This window comes from Marivita hallyeonensis (assembly GCF_900129875.1).
In the GTDB taxonomy this organism is placed as follows: domain Bacteria; phylum Pseudomonadota; class Alphaproteobacteria; order Rhodobacterales; family Rhodobacteraceae; genus Marivita; species Marivita hallyeonensis.
On sequence record NZ_FQXC01000002.1, the window covers coordinates 501,139 to 519,934 of the forward strand.

The 18,796-nt window shown below is 61.4% G+C and carries 16 protein-coding genes; 4 read left to right on the forward strand and 12 right to left on the reverse strand.

Annotation, left to right across the window (positions count from 1 at the left end):
* Positions 1-19 precede the first annotated feature (19 nt).
* Positions 20-1,417, forward strand: a complete 1,398-nt coding sequence (locus BUA42_RS08165; protein ID WP_072777196.1) for a helix-turn-helix domain-containing protein — start codon at positions 20-22, stop codon at positions 1,415-1,417.
* Between the two features lie 96 nt (positions 1,418-1,513).
* Here BUA42_RS08165 and BUA42_RS08170 read toward each other — a convergent pair whose 3' ends face one another.
* From BUA42_RS08170 to bchE, 7 genes are all read right to left on the reverse strand, one after another.
* Positions 1,514-2,209: an N-acetylmuramoyl-L-alanine amidase gene (locus BUA42_RS08170; RefSeq protein ID WP_072777197.1), complete on the reverse strand. Its 696-nt coding sequence runs from the start codon at positions 2,207-2,209 to the stop codon at positions 1,514-1,516.
* Positions 2,173-2,910, reverse strand: coding sequence for a hypothetical protein (locus BUA42_RS08175; RefSeq protein WP_072777490.1), 738 nt, complete (start codon positions 2,908-2,910; stop codon positions 2,173-2,175). Before BUA42_RS08175 ends, BUA42_RS08170 begins: the two co-directional genes overlap by 37 nt.
* 23 nt (positions 2,911-2,933) lie before the next feature.
* Positions 2,934-4,418, reverse strand: coding sequence for an Asp-tRNA(Asn)/Glu-tRNA(Gln) amidotransferase subunit GatA (gene gatA / locus BUA42_RS08180; RefSeq protein ID WP_072777198.1), 1,485 nt, complete (start codon positions 4,416-4,418; stop codon positions 2,934-2,936).
* Entirely contained in the window at positions 4,418-4,705 is a 288-nt protein-coding gene (gatC, locus tag BUA42_RS08185; RefSeq protein ID WP_072777199.1) for an Asp-tRNA(Asn)/Glu-tRNA(Gln) amidotransferase subunit GatC, read from the reverse strand. The genes gatA and gatC overlap by 1 nt, the downstream gene beginning before the upstream one ends.
* 127 nt (positions 4,706-4,832) lie before the next feature.
* On the reverse strand, positions 4,833-6,014 hold the full coding sequence (locus tag BUA42_RS08190) for an HWE histidine kinase domain-containing protein (protein WP_084066162.1): 1,182 nt from the start codon (positions 6,012-6,014) through the stop codon (positions 4,833-4,835).
* Positions 6,015-6,245: 231 nt separating this feature from the next.
* Positions 6,246-6,836: a bacteriochlorophyll 4-vinyl reductase gene (gene bchJ, locus BUA42_RS08195; RefSeq protein WP_072777200.1), complete on the reverse strand. Its 591-nt coding sequence runs from the start codon at positions 6,834-6,836 to the stop codon at positions 6,246-6,248.
* Positions 6,829-8,493, reverse strand: a complete 1,665-nt coding sequence (bchE, locus tag BUA42_RS08200; RefSeq protein WP_072777201.1) for a magnesium-protoporphyrin IX monomethyl ester anaerobic oxidative cyclase — start codon at positions 8,491-8,493, stop codon at positions 6,829-6,831. Before bchE ends, bchJ begins: the two co-directional genes overlap by 8 nt.
* 140 nt (positions 8,494-8,633) lie before the next feature.
* Here bchE and BUA42_RS08205 point away from each other — a divergent pair, with 140 nt between their 5' ends.
* Positions 8,634-9,326, forward strand: a complete 693-nt coding sequence (locus BUA42_RS08205) for a metal-dependent hydrolase (RefSeq protein ID WP_072777202.1) — start codon at positions 8,634-8,636, stop codon at positions 9,324-9,326.
* 65 nt (positions 9,327-9,391) lie between these two features.
* Here the strand turns inward: BUA42_RS08205 and BUA42_RS08210 are convergent, their stop codons facing one another.
* Positions 9,392-10,681 (reverse strand): O-acetylhomoserine aminocarboxypropyltransferase/cysteine synthase family protein, encoded by a 1,290-nt coding sequence (locus tag BUA42_RS08210; protein WP_072777203.1) that lies wholly within the window; start codon positions 10,679-10,681, stop codon positions 9,392-9,394.
* A gap of 225 nt (positions 10,682-10,906) precedes the next feature.
* On the opposite strand from BUA42_RS08210, the gene BUA42_RS08215 reads away from it, so the two are divergent.
* On the forward strand, positions 10,907-11,899 hold the full coding sequence (locus BUA42_RS08215) for an NAD(P)H-quinone oxidoreductase (RefSeq protein ID WP_072777204.1): 993 nt from the start codon (positions 10,907-10,909) through the stop codon (positions 11,897-11,899).
* 18 nt (positions 11,900-11,917) lie between these two features.
* Here BUA42_RS08215 and glpK read toward each other — a convergent pair whose 3' ends face one another.
* Both glpK and glpD read right to left on the reverse strand, forming a co-directional pair.
* Positions 11,918-13,408: a glycerol kinase GlpK gene (gene glpK / locus BUA42_RS08220; RefSeq protein ID WP_072777205.1), complete on the reverse strand. Its 1,491-nt coding sequence runs from the start codon at positions 13,406-13,408 to the stop codon at positions 11,918-11,920.
* 79 nt (positions 13,409-13,487) lie between these two features.
* Positions 13,488-15,083, reverse strand: coding sequence for a glycerol-3-phosphate dehydrogenase (gene glpD / locus BUA42_RS08225; protein WP_072777206.1), 1,596 nt, complete (start codon positions 15,081-15,083; stop codon positions 13,488-13,490).
* A gap of 198 nt (positions 15,084-15,281) precedes the next feature.
* Here glpD and BUA42_RS08230 point away from each other — a divergent pair, with 198 nt between their 5' ends.
* The gene (locus tag BUA42_RS08230) at positions 15,282-16,046 is read left to right on the forward strand and encodes a DeoR/GlpR family DNA-binding transcription regulator (protein WP_072777207.1); all 765 of its coding nucleotides are present in this window, start codon (positions 15,282-15,284) and stop codon (positions 16,044-16,046) included.
* 5 nt (positions 16,047-16,051) lie between these two features.
* On the opposite strand, the gene BUA42_RS08235 is transcribed toward BUA42_RS08230, so the two are convergent.
* Positions 16,052-17,494, reverse strand: coding sequence for a cobyric acid synthase (locus BUA42_RS08235; RefSeq protein WP_245818973.1), 1,443 nt, complete (start codon positions 17,492-17,494; stop codon positions 16,052-16,054).
* A gap of 94 nt (positions 17,495-17,588) precedes the next feature.
* On the reverse strand, positions 17,589-18,611 hold the full coding sequence (locus BUA42_RS08240; RefSeq protein ID WP_072777209.1) for a LacI family DNA-binding transcriptional regulator: 1,023 nt from the start codon (positions 18,609-18,611) through the stop codon (positions 17,589-17,591).
* Between the last annotated feature and the right edge of the window lie 185 nt (positions 18,612-18,796).

Below are 18,796 nucleotides of genomic sequence, written 5' to 3' on the forward strand. Positions count from 1 at the left end.
AAACTTGCAAAGGGACGCCATGGCCACCCAGAAACTCTACGCCGGTGCCAAGCTGCGCGAAATCCGCACGCGGCTCGGGATCACCCAGCGCGATTTCTCAACCAAGATGGGCGTGTCCCTGCCCTATCTGAACCAGATGGAGAACAACAAACGCCCGCTGTCGACAACCGTCGTGCTGGCGCTGGCTCAGGAGTTCGGCGTCGATGTGACCGAGCTGGGTCAGGGCGATGCGGAGCGCATGATATCGGACATGCGCGAGGCACTGGCCGACCCGGTATTCGCCGATGCCGCCCCGCCCATCGCCGACCTGCGCCTGACGGCGTCCAACGCGCCGGGCCTAGCCCGCGCCTTTCTCGAATTGCACCGCGCCTATCGCCAAACCCATGAACGGCTGGCCTCTCTGGACGAAGCGTTGGGTCGCGAAGGCGCGCAGCTTCAGCCTTCCCCCTGGGAAGAGGTGCGCGATTTCTTCCACTACTGCGACAACTACATCGATGCCGTTGACAAGGCTGCGGAGCATGTGGCCACGAAGCTTACTGGATCAGACCGCGTGCGCGCCGCGATCCGGGGGCTGGAGAACGAGGGGCTGCATGTCCGTTTCGCCAACATCCCCGAATTGCGCAAATTCGATGAGCTGCGGCAGGAACTGACCCTGTCGAACCTCGCCGCGCCGGAGACACAGACCTTCCAGATGATGCTGCAACTGGCGCTTGCGCGGCACGGCAAACTGCTCGACGCGACGCTCGATCTGGGGCGCTTCCAGTCTGACGCCGCCCGCGATATCGCGCGGCTTGGGCTTGCCAACTATTTCGCAGGGGCCGCCGTGATGCCCTACGGGCAATTCCTGCAAGCCGCGCATGACACGCGTCATGATCTGGAACTGATGGCCCGCCGCTTTGGTGCTTCCATCGAGCAGGTGGCCCACCGCCTTTCGACCCTGCAACGCCCGGGCGCGAAGGGCATCCCGTTCTTTTTCGTCCGCGTCGATCAAGCCGGCACGATCACCAAGCGTCACTCCGCCACCCGGTTACAATTCGCCCGCTTCGGAGGGGCTTGCCCGCTCTGGAACGTCCACCGTGCATTCGAGACACCGGGCCGTTTCCTGCGCCAGTTGGCCGAAACCCCGGACGGGGTGCGCTACATCTCTCTGGCACGGGACGTGTCGAAAACCGGCGGCCATTTCGGCGCGCCGGTGCGCCGCTACGCCATTGCCTTGGGCTGCGAGGTCAAACACGCGGGCGCGATCGTGTACGCCGATGGGTTGGATCTGAACCGCGACGGTGCGTTTGAGCCGATCGGGATTTCCTGCCGCATCTGTGAGCGGGCGAATTGCCATCAACGGTCGGTGCCACCCTTGGAGCGCAACCTGACGATCCAGCCGCATCGGCGCGGAATATTGCCCTACGAATTGAGTTGAGCGAGGGGCGATGCGCAAACGCATCGCTGCGTTTCGGGAGGCCGAAACGCTTGGGGCTCTGCCCCAAACCCCGGGATATTTTTGAACCAGAGAAGATCAGGACCGCTTGACCGGCCAGCGCTGCGCGAGATTTGCCATCAGAGCGCGGTCCGTGTCGTCAAGCGGGCCAGCAGCGCCGGGGCGGAAGCGCAGGCGAAAACTGTTGAGCAGCGCATCTTCCGGAACGTCCGCCGTATAGCCAAACACACGCGCGTTCTGCATGAACTCACCGCTGCCCTCCGCATCCGGCCAGATCGACAGCCCCTGCCGCGCCAGTCTTTGCCAGTCAAATCGCGGGCCGGGATCGATCTTGCGCCCCGGCGCCATGTCCGAATGGCCGATCACGCGCTCCGGCGGGATATCATGGCGCTGCAGGATCTCGGCAAGCAGGGACTCGACCGCATCGACCTGATTGGCGGAGAATGGTGTGCTGCCCGTATTGGCGATCTCGATCCCGATCGACCGAGAATTCACGTCCTCAACGGGCCCCCAGGCCCCTGCCCCGGCATGCCAGGCGCGCGCGTCTTCGTCGACAAGGTGCCAGACAGTGCCGTCCGGCGCGATCACGTAGTGGGCCGAGACCTGCGCCTCTTCGTTGCAGAGCCAATCGCGGGCCTTTTCGGCATCGTCCATCGCCGTATAGTGCAGTACCACGAGATCGGGTTTCGCCCCGTCCCTGCGCGGGCCACAATTCGGAGACGGATGCCAGACCGGCGTCAGTTGCGCACCGCGCGGAACGGGGCCGGATCCCACGCACAGGCGAAGCCGTCACCGTCCGGATCAAGGTTCTGGCGGTCCCGTTCGGGCCCCCCTGCTTCGAGGAAGGCTTCCTGAGCAAGGTCGGACGACGGGAACGCCGCGCAGTTGCGTTGATGCCGCGCTTCCGTGACGAAGGCCGACCGGCGATAGATCGGCGCGCCCTTGGGATTGTTGGTCTGAAGAGCATAGGCCACGATATTGGGCGTATTGGTTCCCGGCCGTGTCGGTAGCGCTTCGGGCGCGATGATCTGGTAGCGCGCACGGTTCTGCGCGATCAGCGCCGCGTCGCTTTCGATGCTGCGGCTTTCGGACACCGCGTTGAAATCATTCTCGGCCGAGATGCCGACCGCGTTTTCAACGATTTGCGGCGCAGGATTGCTGGGCGACGCCTGTACCGGATCAACGCCAGAGTTCGCCCGACGCGCCTCTGCCGTGGTGGCATCCAACGGGCGTGGTGTGGCGGGCGCCACGGGCGCGGTGGCTGTGAGCGGCTGGGCGGTGACCCTCGGCGGCGCGGTGACCGTCGTCGGCGCAGACCGTCCTTCGAGCACCGCATCGCGGCGCTGCTGATACGAGTCATAATCGTCGAACCCGACGCCACGTGCGCTGTCCGGAATTTCGGACGCGCAAGCGGCCAGAGCAAGCAGTGCCACGCCGCCAGCCATCACGCGCCAGGAAGATCGGGATTGTCGCATGTCCTGCCTCTTTTTTGCGCCGTTTACCACCATTTGGTGGGTTTCGCCACAAATCCTGCAGCCTGCTCCAAAGCGCAAGCGGTATTCAGCAGGTCGCCCTCTTCCCAAGGTCGCCCGATCAACTGCAGGCCCAGCGGCAGGCCCGACTTGTCGAGACCGGCGGGTATCGCGATGCCCGGCAGACCGGCGAGGTTCACCGTCACGGTGAAGACGTCGTTGAGATACATCTCGACCGGATCGGTCATTTCCTTGCCCAGCTCGAAGGCCGCAGACGGTGTTGCAGGCGTCAGGATCGCGTCCACGCCCTGCGCGAAGACGTCCTCGAAATCCTTCTTGATCAGCGTCCGCACCTTGCGCGCGCGATTGTAATAGGCGTCGTAGAAGCCCGCCGACAGCACGTAGGTGCCGACCATCACGCGCCGCTGCACCTCGGCTCCGAAACCTTCGGCACGGGTTTTCTCGTACATCTCGGTAATGCCATCGCCTTGGGCAAGCTTAGCGCGGTGGCCATAGCGCACGCCGTCGTATCGCGCGAGGTTCGACGACGCCTCGGCCGGCGCGATCACGTAATAGGCGGGTAGCGCGTATTTGGTGTGCGGCAGGCTTATATCCTTCATCACCGCGCCCGCATCTTCGAGCATCTTGCGGCCTTCGGCCCAGAGCGCCTCGATCTCGTCGGGCATGCCGTCCATGCGGTATTCGCGCGGGATGCCGATGGTCTTGCCTTTGACATCGCCGGTCAGCATTGCCTCGAAGTTCGGGACAGGCAGATCGGCGGAGGTGCTGTCTTTGGGGTCATGCCCGCACATCGCTTCAAGCATGATCGCGGCGTCGCGCACATCCTTGGTCATCGGACCGGCCTGATCGAGCGAGGACGCGAAGGCAACGATGCCCCAGCGCGAGCAGCGCCCGTAGGTCGGTTTGATGCCGGTGATGCCGACAAACGCGGCGGGCTGACGGATGGACCCGCCGGTGTCGGTGCCGGTCGCGCCGAGGCAGAGGTCAGCGGCCACGGCGCTTGCCGATCCGCCCGACGACCCGCCCGGCGTCAGCGCCGCATCGTCATTGCCACGCCGCCAGGGGTTCACGGCGTTGCCATAGGTCGAAGTCTCGTTCGACGACCCCATGGCAAACTCGTCCATGTTGAGCTTGCCCAACATGACAGTACCAGCGTCCTGCAATTTCTGCGACACGGTGCTTTCGTATTCCGGTTTGAACCCCTCAAGGATCGCGCTTGCGGCCTGGCTTGGCACGCCCTTGGTGCAGAACAAGTCTTTGATTCCCAGAGGAATACCGCACAGATCGGGTGCATCTCCCGCCTTGATCCGCGCATCCGCGGCCGCCGCGCGTTCGCGGGCGATCTCCGGGGTTTTGTGCGCAAACGCGCCGAGCGCATCGGCACTCTCAATCGCGCTCAGGCACGCTTCGGTCAGTTCCACGCTCGTGACGTCTCCGGCGCGCAGCGCGTCGCGCGCCTCAGCGATTTTCATCTTCGTCAGATCGGTCATTATTCCACCACCTTCGGCACGGCGAAAAACCCTTCGCGGGCATCGGGCGCGTTTGACAGGATCTTCTCCTGCATATTGCCGTCGGTCACGCCGTCCTGACGGCGCTTGAGGCGCATCGGCGTCACGCTGACCATCGGCTCCACGCCTTCAACATCGACCTCGTTCAATTGCTCGATGAAACCGAGGATGTTGGAAAATTCCTGCGCCAAGGCTGGCAGTGCATCGTCTTCGACGCGGATGCGCGCGAGTTTCGCGACGCGGGCGGCGGTTTCGGTGTCGATGGACATGGCGCGTCGTCCCTTTAAATTGCAAAATGGCCTGTGGCGACGCGTTTAGCGTTGTGGTGAAGGGGGTTCAAGTGGCGGATGCGTCCGGCACCGCCGCAGGGACACGCCAAGGGCCTCCGCCGCAGGATCAGGCGGATTTCGCGCGCTGCGATGAGAAAATGCCAAGCGGTAAGCGCAGCGTGTGTTGAACACCATCGTGCGACCATTCGGTGTCGAGCGATCCACCCAATTGCGACCCGATTGCGATCTCGATCAGCCTGCTGCCAAATCCCGTTTCCGAGGGCGCACCGTCAACACTCGGACCGCCGACTTCCTGCCAATGCATTATCAGAGTGTCGCCCTCAATGCTTGCCGAGACGATCAGCGTGCCGTCAGGATGGCTCAGCGAGCCGTATTTCGCCGCGTTTGTTGCCAATTCGTGGAAGACAAGGGCGAGGTCGGTGACAGCACGTCCGTTCAAGCCAATGTCCGGAAGGCGCAACTCCACAGTGTTGGTGCCGTGAGTGACATGCGGTTCAAGCAATCGCGAAACCAGCGTTTCGAGTTCGATGGAGACCTGTTCGACATTGCCCTTGAGCAAGGCCGGGCTGATCAATTCATGGGCCCAACTCAACGCGGAAAGCCGACCTTGCAATGCCTGCGCCATGTCCGACGGCGTGTCTGCCGACCGTGCCGTCATCGAAATCATGCCGCCAACAATCGTGAAAAGGTTTTTGACGCGGTGATTCAGTTCATTTGCCAAGAGCTGGATCGACTCCCGCTCTTGTCGCAAACGCAATTCGGTTTCGAGCATTGCGGTCAGGTCGCGCAGCACATCCAAGTCCTGCCGATTCCAATCACGTGCTTCGCCGTCGATGGCACAGAGCGACCCAAGCGGTTCGCCGCCGGGCGCATGTACCGGTACGCCGAGATAGGCCACCACACCCAGGTCGGGCACGGCCAGGTTCTCTTTCAACAGCGGATGCGTGCGGGCGTCCGCCACCGCCAGAGGTTGGTCCTTGGACACCACATATTGGCAAAACGAGTGGCTCAAAGGCGTCTGAGACGCGCTCGCAACTTCAGGCGGCAAGCCTTTGTGAGCCTTGAAGAATTGGCGCGTGCCATCAACGAAGGACACAAGCCCGACCGGGACCCCGATGATGTGCGTCGCCAGTCGCACGACCCGGTCGAAGGCCTCCTCTGGCAGGGAATCCATCACTTCGGTGCGCTGCAGCGCGTTGAGACGTTTTTGATCGTTCAGCACCGCGCCATGTCCGTCTGGCACTGCAACAGGAAACCCGGCGATAGGGTCCTGATCAAACGCGTTCATGGCAACTGTCCTCCCTCTGCCGCATGGTCAGCGCACGTTCATCCCGCAGTCTTCATGACGACCCGCCTGCCACCCCGACCGCAGGCCATCACACGCGTCGGTTCCGCGAAAATGCGCACCATGGTCGGTGAAAAGTAAAGCGGCGCAATCGGATGTCCAGATGTGGCTGAAAGGTTTACGGCTTTTCTGCCGTCCTTCGATGACGGCGTAGTTCGCGCGCGGGAAACGCCGCTATGGCAGCGTCAGTTCAAAGCGACACATACCATCAGCCGACGTCGCGCAGCAGGTGGTCTCTTCACAGGTCACGTGTGGATGAACAAGCACCCGATACAGACGTTCGAAAACAGCGGTATGCCAATGGCAGAGCGGTGTCGCGCTATGTTCCCCGCGCACGATCGGGTTGTGCGCAATCTCGAAGCACCATGGCGAAACGACCCGGAATTCCCCGGACCCGGCAAAGGTCCACGCGTGTTTGGCAATGGCCCTAGACAGGCTGCGCGCTGCCAGAGGTGCGGTCAGCAATTTCAGAAGGATTTGCGCAAACTCCGGGATCCGATGCGCAAGGATGTAGTCCGCTGTGGCCCGCCCCGCCTTGGCCGCCAGCTGCGGGGCCAAATCCGGCTCATCCCGCCGCAACACCTGATGCAGCCGCGCCGCGTCGCCTTCGGGGATCATGTGCGTGCCATCCGGCACGTCGAAAATCCCCGCTTCGGCCAGCATCTGCGCCACGCGTGCTTCCCCGCCGATCCGGGCGATCTGCGGCAAGAGTTGCAGAATGGCGTTGGGGCCGATCATGGCCCCGGCTTGGCCAGTCTCAGACATCTTCCATTTGCTGATTGCCGCCGCCGCACGCCTTGACCTCGGCCCCGTTCGGCATCTTGAATTCTTGGCTTCGCTCTACCGCGCGTTCTTTCATTTGCGCTTTCACTGCCTCACGTCGCTCTTTCGCCGCCGCAGCCTTGTCGGCGGACGCTTCCCAATCCTCAAGCTGCGCCTCGGCCAGTTCCCGCGTCTCGTCGAAATGGAAATCGACCGAATTCTTGGTCTGCGGCCCCCAGTAACCTGCCTTGCCCAGATCGTAGAAGGTGCGTCCGACGCCGGCCTTGAGGAATGCGTAGAGGCATCCCAACAAGTACCGGCGTCGGAACCCAGTCCCGCGCCACGGGTAATGAAACAGCGCCTTCTTCATGTAGAAACGGCGATAGTTGTTCATCACACCATCGAGCAGGTCCCCGCGCTCCATCGCGGCTGGTTTCATGATCGGAGTTACAAAGTTGTATTTGGAGAAGTCGTAGATCTCGACCTGATCCTTCAACTCCTGAAAAAGCGGCGTGAAGGGCCAGGGCGTGTACATCGACCAGTTCGCCAGATCGGGCTGCCAGTCCCACGCCATCTGGTAGGTCTCTTCCAGCGTCTCGCGCGTCTCGTTATCAAGGCCAACGATGAATTGCGCCTCCACGAGGATATCGGCCTCGCGCAACAGGCGGATCGCTTCCTTGTTTTCCTCGACCTTTGTTTCCTTGTTGAAGATGTCGAGCTTCATCTGCGCCGCGGCCTCGGTGCCGAGGCTCACATGCACCAGCCCCGCCTTACGGTAGAACTTGAGCTGCTCGCGGTCGCGGTAGATATCCGTGACACGCGTATTGATGCCCCATTTCACCCGGTCCGGCAGGCCCCGGTCGATCAATTCCTGACAGAAAGCTACGAATTTCTTCTTGTTGATGGTGGGTTCCTCATCGGCGAGGATGAAAAAGCCAACCCCATGGTTTTCCACAAGGTCTTCGATCTCGTCCACCACATCTTTCGGGTCGCGCACGCGGTAGTCGCGCCAGAATTTCCACTGCGAACAGAAGGAACAGGTGAACGGACAGCCCCGCGCGAGGTTCGGGATCGCCACGCGCGTGTTCAGCGGGATGTAGATGTACTTCTCCCACTCCAGCACCGACCAGTCCGGCTTGATCTTCGACAGATCCTTGACCGTGCTCGCCGCAGGGGTCGCGACGATCTGACCCTCGTCGTGAAAGGCCAGACCCTTGATCTTGTGCTTGTCCGCAGGCCAGCGCCCGTCCTCGATGGCAAGCATCAACTCGGTGCAGATCTCCTCGCCTTCGCCCCGCACGATCACATCGACCCACGGCGCTTCCGACAAAACCTGCTTGAACATGAACGTCGCGTGCACGCCACCCAGCATCCGCACGGCATCCGGCACGACTTCGCTTGCCACTTTCAGGACGTCTTCGGCGCGGTAGATCGACGGGGTGATCGCGGTGACACCCACCACATCCGGCTGGATCTCTTCCATCCGCCTCGCCAGATCGGCGTCCGAGATATTATCGGTCATCGCATCAATGAAGTGAATGTCATCGAAGCCCGCCTGCCGCAGATGCCCTGTCAGATACGCCACCCACGCCGGGGGCCATGTGCCAGCGATTTCGGCCCCGCCAGACCGGTAGTTTGGATGGACAAACAAAATGCGCATGGCGACTCTCCCGAATGTGTAAACTAATTCTGACAGTATGTGCGTCCATTTTGTTTGACATGGATCAAGGAAACAGGCCCCCTTCTCACCCGCTCTGCCTGTGGTAGCGTTACGGGGTCAGGGAGTAGGGAGATCGACACATGAATATCATTTGGCTTGGGCACGGATCCTTCCGAATTGAAATCGGAGACCAGATCCTGCTGGTAGATCCGTGGCTCAACGGGAACCCGATGATGGAGGGGCAAGACCACGAAGCGGCCATCGCTGGCGCGACGCATATCCTTGTCACGCATGGCCATTTCGACCACACCACCGACATCGTCGAGATCTCGAAAAAGACGGGCGCGCCGGTGTCTGCTCTGTTCGAATTGGGAAAGCACCTGCACGGTCTCGGCGCTGTCGAAGGTCACGCGTTCGGCAAAGGCGGGACCATCACGCTTGGCAACGTGGCAGCCACGCTCGTGCCTGCGACGCATTCGTCATCCATGCAGGTGGACGGCAAAAATGCGTACATGGGTGCCGAGGCCGGATTCATCCTGCGCGGTGAAGGCCATACGGTCTACATCTCGGGCGACACTGGAATCTTGGCCGATATGGAATGGATCGGGGATTACCACAAGCCCGATATCGGTATCCTTTCGGCGGGTGGGTATTTCACCATGGACATGTCAGGCGCGGCCTATGTGGCGAAGAAGTATTTCGACTTCAAAACGCTCATCCCCTGCCACTACAGGACGTTCCCGCTGCTTGAGCAGTCGGCAGAGGGTCTGATCCGGGCACTGCCGGACGTGGATGTGATCGAACCGCAGGTCATGCAGCCGATCACGATCTGATTTGAGCGGAAAAGCCCGTTCGAACGGGCGTGGGCACCGCGTTTCGGCGCGCGGTGCCGCCAGAGTTACATCACCGCGTTCAACGCGCGATCCAGATCGGCCTTCAGGTCTTCCGGATCCTCGATCCCGATGGAAATCCGCACAACGTTCGGCGCTGCGCCAGCCGCCTCCTGCTGTTCCCGGGTGAGTTGCCGGTGGGTTGTGGACGCCGAGTGAATCACGAGGCTGCGCGTATCGCCAAGGTTTGCCACATGGCTGAAAATCTCGAGCGAATCCACGAATTTGACGCAAGCGTCGTAGCCCCCCTTCAGAGCAATCGTGAACAAGGCCCCCGCCCCTTTCGGGCAGATCTTGGCGACGCGGTCGTTATAAGGCGAGGACGGCAGTCCCGCGTAGGTCACCTTCTCAACCGCGGCATGACCTTCGAGCCAGGATGCCACCTCCATCGCGTTTTCGACATGCTTCTGCATCCGCAGCGACAGCGTCTCGATCCCCATCAGCGTGTAATGCGCCGCCTGCGGGTTCAGCGTCATTCCAAGATCGCGCAGACCCACGGCAATGCTATGGAAGGTGAAGGCCAGAGGTCCGAACGTCTCGGCAAATTTCAAACCGTGATAGGCCGGTTCCGGCTCGCTCATCGACGGGAACTTGTCCGACGCGGTCCAGTCGAACTTGCCCGAGTCGACCACGACACCGCCGGTCACAGTGCCATTGCCGGTCAGGTACTTCGTCAGCGAATGCACCACCAGTGTCGCGCCATGTTCGATCGGGCGGCAGAGATACGGCGTGGCGGAGGTGTTATCGACAATGAGCGGCAGACCCGCGTCATCCGCGATCTTCGCCACCGCGTCGAGATCAGTGATGTAGCCGCCCGGGTTTGCGATGGATTCACAGAACACGGCCCGCGTATCATCATCAATCGCGGCCTTCACCGCGTCCAGATCGTCGAAGTCAACGAAGGTGCAGGACCAACCGAAGCGTTTGATCGTCTGGCTGAACTGCGTGACCGTGCCGCCATAGAGGCGCGTCGACGCGACGATGTTCTTGCCCGGCCCCATCAGCGGGAAGAGCGCCATGATCTGCGCCGCGTGACCCGAGGAACAGCAAACCGCGCCGACACCGCCTTCGAGCGTCGCCACGCGTTCCTGCAACGCGGCCACCGTCGGGTTGGTCAGGCGGGAATAGATGTACCCCACTTCCTGCAGGTTGAACAAAGCCGCCGCGTGATCGGCATCGCGGAACACGTAGGCCGTGGTTTGATAGATCGGCGTCTGCCGCGCGCCGGTGGCGGGATCGGGCCGCGCCCCTGCGTGGATTTGAAGCGTATCGAAGCCGTATTCGGGTCCGTCTTTCATTTTGGTGTCCCCCAAAAGGATAATTCGTTGCGCACAGGATTAGGCCATCGCGCGACGGCTCACAACTGCCCGGAGCGCGGATAAGCTGGCTTCTTTCCGTAATGCGGCGAGTTAACGAGCCTCCGATCCCCCATCCAATTCCGGACCAGCCGCCAACCGGCTTGCAGCTTTGGACCAATCTGCGAAAACGAGGGGCGCACAAACCCAAGTACAAAGGCCTCTCTCATGTCCCTGCCCGATACGATGACCGCGATCGAAATCACCGAATTCGGCGGACCGGAGGTGCTCAGGCCGACGACTGTGCCGGTCCCCGCGCCGGCCGCGGAACAGATCCTGATCAAAGTGGCCTATGCCGGGGTGAACCGCCCCGATGCGTTGCAGCGCGCGGGGAATTACGCTCCGCCCGCCGATGCATCGCCCCTGCCTGGCCTGGAGTGTTCCGGTACCGTGGTCGCTGTCGGCGATGGCGTGTCGCGCTGGAAGATCGGCGACGCGGTGACTGCCCTTTTGCCCGGAGGCGGCTATGCGGAATACGTTGTCACCTATGCCGACCACGCACTGCCAGTGCCGGAGGGCATGCCGATGGATCAGGCGGCGGCCCTGTGCGAGACGTTTTTTACCGTTTGGTCAAATGTCTTTGTACGGGGCGGTTTGCGCGCAGGGGAGCGGCTGCTTGTGCATGGCGGATCATCCGGGATCGGCACGACCGCGATCCAGCTTGCCGCGATGCGTGGGGCACGCGTGTTCACCACCGCCGGGTCAGAGGAAAAATGCGCGGCGTGCCGTGCGCTTGGCGCCGAGCAGGCGTGGAACTACCGTGACGTCGATTTCGTCGAAACCATGCGTGCCGAGGGCGGCGCGGATGTGATCCTCGACATGGTGGGCGGAGGTTACATTCCCCGCAATGTCAAAGCCTTGGCTGACGATGGGCGGCTGGTGCAGATCGCGTTCCTGCAAGGGCCGAAAGTCGAGATGAATTTCGTCCAGATGATGACCCGACGGCTGACCCTCACCGGATCGACACTCAGGCCCCAATCGGTCGCCGCAAAAGCTGGCATCGCACGTGACCTGCAGGCCGAGGTCTGGCCGCATTTGGCGTCAGGTCGGATCGCGCCGGTGATGGACAGCGAATTTGCCCTGAACGATGCCGCCGAGGCACACACACGGATGGAAGGCTCTACCCATATCGGGAAAATCGTCTTGAAGGTCGGCGGCTGAGCGCTTTGCAGGCGGCTTTCAGCCCGCAAACCCGATGGTGGCATCCACCGCGCGTTTCCATGCGGCGTATTTGCCGTCGCGCACCTCGGATGACATGTCGGGATCGAACCGCGCATCGACGGCCCATTGGGCGGCAAAGGCCTCCATATCCGGCAAGACGCCAGCCTTGTATCCCGCCAGCCACGCGGCACCCATCGCAGTCGTTTCCAGCACCTTGGGCCGCTCGACCGGCGCGTCGATAATGTTGGACAGGAATTGCATCGTCCAGTCCGACGCGCTCATCCCGCCATCGACACGCAGCGCGGTCTCGGAGGAACCGGACCAGTCCGCCTTCATCGCTTCAAGCAGATCGCGGGTCTGGTAGCCGACGCTTTCCAATGCGGCCCGCGCAAAGTCTTCCGGCCCGGAATTGCGGGTCAGTCCAAAGATCGCACCTCGGCATTCGGCATTCCAGTATGGTGCACCGAGCCCGGTGAAGGCCGGAACCAGCACGACATCCTGCGTCGGATCGGCCTTCTCGGCCAGAGGCTGCGTTTCCTTTGCGTCTCGGATGATCTTGAGCCCGTCGCGCAGCCATTGAACGACCGCACCTGCAATGAAGATTGACCCCTCAAGCGCGTAGGTCGGTTTGCCGTCCAACTGATAGGCAATGGTCGTCAGCAGACGGTTTGCAGACGTCACCGGCGTGTCGCCCGTGTTCAGAAGTGCGAAACATCCTGTACCGTAGGTCGATTTGAGCATGCCCGGTTTGAAACACGCCTGCCCGACGGTTGCAGCCTGTTGGTCGCCTGCGATGCCGAGGATCGGGATCGCGCGGCCGAAGAGATCGGGACGCGTTTCGCCGAATTCGGCGGCACAGTCCTTGACCTCTGGAAGCATGGACATCGGGATGCCCAGCTTGTCGCAGATCGTCTGAGACCACCGACCCTTGCGGATGTCGTATAGCATCGTGCGCGCCGCATTCGTGGCGTCGGTGACGTGCACCTTGCCGCCAGTCAGGTTCCAGACAAGCCAGGTGTCGACCGTTCCAAACGCGAGCTCTCCGGCCTCGGCCCGCGCGCGGGCGCCCTCCACGTTGTCGAGGATCCAGGCAAGCTTCGTGCCGCTGAAATAGGGATCGAGCAGGAGGCCGGTGCGATTGGTGACGGTGTGCTCGAATCCCTCCGCCTTCAGTGTCTTGCAGAACTCGGACGTGCGTCTGTCCTGCCAGACAATCGCGTTGAACACCGGCTTGCCGGTCTTGCGGTCCCAGACCAGCGTCGTTTCGCGTTGGTTGGTTATCCCGATCGCTGCGATCCCGTCGGTGCCTGCTCCGGCCTTTTCGATGGCCGCGCGGCAAGTGGCGGCTGTGGTTGACCAGAGGTCGGAGGGATCGTGTTCCACCCAACCGCTGTTCGGGTAATGCTGCTCGAACTCTTCCTGCGCCGACGCGACGGCGTTGAGATCTGTGTCGAACAAAATCGCGCGTGTCGATGTCGTGCCCTGATCGATGGCAAGGATATGCGTCATGGCGCGGACCTCCCGAGTGTGTTGGTTTTTGGTAATTATTCAGGCGACCGGGAATTATGCAATCCGGCCTGTGCTGGCGTCACTCCGCAGCCTGGGCAGAACCGTTGCGGTGCGCGGCCATCCAGCGATCAAGCGTGTCGATCTCGTCCGTGCTGAGCCGCAGACCCAGTTTGTTGCGCCGCCAGACGACATCCTCGGCGGTCACGGCGTATTCGTTATGCATGAGCCAGACGATCTCGGCCTCGGTCAGCGTGGCGCCAAAATCGACGCCCAGATCCTGCGCCGTCTTCGCATCGCCCAGCACCTCCTTTGCCTCTGTGCCGTATGCCCGGATCAGGCGGCGCGCCCAGAAGTCGTTGAGAAACGGATAAACGTCTTTCAGGTCCTCGACTAATCGGTCGACCCCATCCACCGGGAAGTCCCCACCCGGAAACGGCACCCCAGCGGTCCACGCGCCTTTCGCGAGCGGCAAGTGTTTCCCGATCTTCTCGAGTGCACTTTCGGCCAGGCGGCGATAGGTGGTGATCTTGCCCCCGAACACGTTCAGCATCGGCGCGCCGCCATCGGCATCGACCTTCAGCGTATAATCGCGGGTGGCCGCTGTAGCGCTGCTTGCACCGTCATCATAAAGCGGGCGCACGCCGGAATACGTCCAGACAACATCTTCATCGGTCAGAGTGTCCTCGAAATACTGGTTCGCGAAGTTGAGCAGATAGGCTTGTTCTTCGGGCGTGCAGGACGGTTTCTTTGACGGATCAAAGTGTTCGGCATCGGTGGTGCCGATAAGCGTGAAGTCGGTCTCGTACGGGATCGCAAAAATGATCCGTCCGTCGGTGCCCTGGAAGAAGTAGCATTTGTCATGGTCGAACAAACGACGTGTGACGATGTGAGACCCGCGGACAAGACGCACGCCTTCCTTGGAGTTCAGGCGCACTTTCGTCTGGATGATGTCACCGACCCACGGTCCACCGGCATTCACCAGCATCTTTGCGTGATGAATTTTGGTTTCTCCGTTTTCGGTATTGCGCGTTTCGATACGCCACAGATCGTCCTCGCGCGCTGCGCTGAGGACCTCGGTCCGCGTCATGATCTTGGCGCCCCGCGCTTCCGCATCGCGCGCGTTCAACACGACCAGTCGGGAATCCTCGACCCAGCAATCGGAGTATTCATAGGCTTTCGCAAATCGCTTCTGGAGCGGCGCGCCTTCCGGAGTGCCCTCAAGATTGCGCGTGCAGGTGCCCGGCAGAATTTCACGCCCGCCGAGGTTGTCATACAGAAATAGCCCCAAGCGGATAAGCCAAGCGGGACGACGGCCTTTCATCCAAGGCATCACATAGCTGAGCAGCCGGGACGTTGGCGTTTCTGAATCGAAGCGCATATCTTTATGATAAGGCAACACAAACCGCATCGGCCATGAGATGTGCGGCATCGCACGCAAGAGCACCTCGCGTTCGATCAGTGCCTCGCGCACAAGGCGAAATTCGAAATACTCGAGGTAGCGCAATCCGCCATGAAAGAGCTTGGTCGATGAGGAGGAGGTCGCCGAAGCAAGATCGTTCATTTCCGCCAGTGTCACAGACAACCCGCGTCCGGCCGCATCGCGGGCAATGCCGCATCCATTGATCCCGCCGCCGATGACGAACAGATCGGTTGGCTCTGCTGTTTGACGCGACATCGCGACACCCCTCGAAACGCACACTTACATGCGCATGATATGCAAAATTTCGACCGATTTCGCAAGGGATCAATTTTCGCTTTTGATCGATTTCAGCAGAATGGAAACAAACTCGAACATCTCCGCACTTTATTACGTGCCGGGTTTGTCGTAACACGAGAACCAACCGCGCTGCGTCGAAGTAAGTAGAAGATTGGAATGGCTCAGAATTTTCGTCATCGCGACATCCTGCGCATCGCCGAGGAAGAGGGAAAAGTCACCGTCGAAGGCTTGGCGCGAGAATTCGGCGTCACACTACAGACCATTCGGCGCGATCTGACCGAGATGGCCGAAACCGGTCAGCTTGAGCGCGTGCACGGTGGTGCGGTGCTGCCCTCGGGCACGAGCAATATCGGCTATGAAGAACGGCGGCAGCTGAACCAAAACGCGAAGATGGCAATCGCCCGGGCCTGTGCAGCACGTATTCCGAACGACATTTCGCTATTTCTCAATATTGGCACCAGCACCGAGGCCGTTGCTCGACAATTAGACGTGCACAAGAACCTGCTCGTGGTGACCAACAATATGAACGTCGCGAACATCCTGTCAGGGCATGCGGATTCCGAGATCATTGTCACCGGTGGCAGTCTGCGTCGTGCAGACGGCGGGCTGATCGGGTCACTGGCGACGGACACCATTCTGAAATTCAAGTTCGATCTGGCGATCATCGGATGTTCCGCGCTGGACCATGATGGAGATCTGCTTGATTTCGACATTCAGGAGGTCGGCGTGAGTCAGGCGATTTTGCAGCAGTCCCGACGCACGTTCCTGGTCGCGGATGCCTCCAAACTCCAGCGCAGCGCGCCCGCCCGGATTGCGTCGCTACGGTCGGTCGATGTGATTTTCACGGACGTCCCGCTGCCCAAGAACCTCGCAGCCAAGTGCGCCGAGTGGGGAACCGAAGTCGTGGTCGCGCAAATCTGAGAGGATCACTTCGACGCCCGTGCCACCTTCAGAATTGCGTCGATATCGAGGTGGCTTTCCATATGCTCTGCAAGTGCGTCCAGCGTTTGCTCGACCGTGGCCGTATAGTCCGCTCCGCCCGAGTGCTGACCCCGCTCTGCCAGAAACGCATGCCGAAATGCACCCTTGCTGAAAAGGCCGTGCAGGTAAGTCCCCATCACGCGCCCGCTTTCCGAGATCGCGCCATCGGGCACCTGATCAAAATGTGAAAACGGGCGATCACAGTCGGGCCCGGTCGTCTCTCCGATGTGGATTTCGTAGCCGTCCATGGCCGCGCCGGTTGCCGCGTGCCGTGCCTGAACACGAGTGAGCGTTTTGCCCGGTTGCATCCGCGTGGTGACATTGAGCAAGCCCAGACCCTCGGTCGTCCCCGGCGGGCCTTCTATGCCTTCCGGATCGTCGATGCGGGTTCCGAGTATCTGGTAGCCACCGCAGATGCCAAGCACTGTTCCTCCACGGCGCAGATGCGCGCGAAGGTCGATATCCCACCCCTGCTGCCGCAGGAAATCAAGGTCAGCGCGGGTGGATTTCGTGCCCGGCAGAATAACCAGATCGGCATCGCCCGGAAGGGCACGGCCCGGCGGTACCATTGAAACGCGTACATCCGGCTCGGCCCGCAAGGGGTCCAGGTCGTCGAAATTGGCGATCCGTGACAGCATCGGGCAGACAACGTGATAGCCCTGCCCTGCGCCGCTCCGGCCCACGTCGACCGCGTCTTCGGCTGGCAAGAGATGCGCGGCGTCGAACCAAGGCAGCACCCCGAAACCCGGCCAGCCCGTATGGTGTTCGATTGCGGCGTACCCGTCATCGAACAGCGATACATCCCCTCGGAACTTATTGACGAGGAACCCTGCAATCTGTCGCCTGTCTTCCGGTGACAACACGGCATGTGTTCCGACGAGCTGGGCAATGACGCCGCCTCTGTCGATGTCCCCAGCCAGAATAACCGGCACATCGGCGGCACAGGCGAAGCCCATGTTGGCAATGTCTCCCCTGCGCAGATTGACTTCCGCCGGACTTCCCGCACCCTCGACAATGACAAGGTCCGCCGTTTCCGCAAGCGTATGAAAACTGTCCAGAACCACGTCCAGCAAGGCCCCGCGATCTTCGCGAAACCGACTGGCTTGCAGGCGACCGCGCACCTTGCCTTGCACCACAACCTGAGACGCCCGGTCGCTTTCGGGTTTCAGCAACACCGGGTTCATGTGGACCGTCGGTTCTCGTCCACATGCCACGGCCTGCAACGCCTGAGCGCGGCCGATTTCCCCACCATCCGCTGTCACCGCCGCGTTGTTCGACATGTTCTGCGGTTTGAAGGGCGCAACCGAGATCCCGCGCCGTGCGGCAACCCGGCAGAGGCCAGCCACCAACATGGATTTGCCGACATTCGAACCAGTGCCTTGAATCATCAGGGCCCGGGACGCGCGCTGCGTGGTCGGATGTGGGTCAGTGCCTTGGGCGGTCATGGCTGGCGGAGACGCGTCTCTGGAAATCGGACATCACTCACTCTTTCGGTGGGGCCAGAGACCCGCGCATCTTGAGCGTAATCGGGATTTCGACAGACGCGACGGGGGCCTTGGTTTCGACCATCTCGATCAAGGCCTCCGCCGCTTTGCGCCCCATATCCCGGTGCGGGACGTGGACGGTGGTGAGTGCCGGGGTCACGATGCGGGCCAGTTCGATGTCATCGAACCCGGTGATCGACACATCCGCGGGAACAGTCAGGCCAAGGTCCTGTGCGCCCAGCAGCGCACCCACAGCCAGAACATCGTTGCCGCAGATGACCGCTGTCGGCGGCGTTGCCGATGTCATCAGCGACTTGAACGCCTCCGTGCCATTGTCGATCTCATAAGGGGTCTGCAGCACTGGCACGGTGTCAGGATCGATGCCGTGTGCTGACAACGCCTCGCGGATGCCTTCGACACGTTCGGTGGTTCGATCGTTTCCATCCAACATCCCCGACACAACGGCAATCCGGCGATGGCCCAGACCGATGATCGCTTCGGCGATGGCGCGCATGCCCTTGCGGTTGTCGAACCCGACCGTCGGCACGTTTTGCTGGGCGTCGAAGGCCCAGGAGATCAGTACTGGTACAGATTGCTGTGCGAGATAGTCGTAGACGGCCGGATCGCGTTCGTACCCGATCAGAAACAACCCATCCGCGCCCCGCGCCACAAGCGAGCGGATTTGATCGGCCTCGACCTGTGGGTCGTAGGACGAACTTGCGACCAAAAGCGTGTAACCGCGTTCGAACAGGGCTTCCTGAAAGGCCTGGATACCGCGCGCGAAGATGGCGTTGTCCATGGTCGGGATGATGGCACCGATCGTGAACGTGCGCTTGGCGGCCATGGCGCGCGCACCGAAATTCGGTGTGTATCCAAGCTCGTCGACGGCGGCCAAGACCTTTTTGCGGGTCCCCTCGACGACCCGGTCCGGCGCATTGAGACACCGCGACACTGTGGCCGTCGAAACCCCAGCGAGTTGGGCAACGTCATCAAGCGTGGGAGCAGAGCGGGTACGTGTCATCTTTTGGCACATCTCAAAACACGCCCGTGCGTGCAAGCGGTAGTGCGATCATAATCCGGCATCGGAAAAATGTAAGGGCTTGCATGCGCGCAATGTAAGCGCTTACACTTCGCGACAGAATCGCACAGTCACCTGCGAATCAACGGGTCGCAGTGCAGCATTTCGGTTCGGTCACACATGAAAAC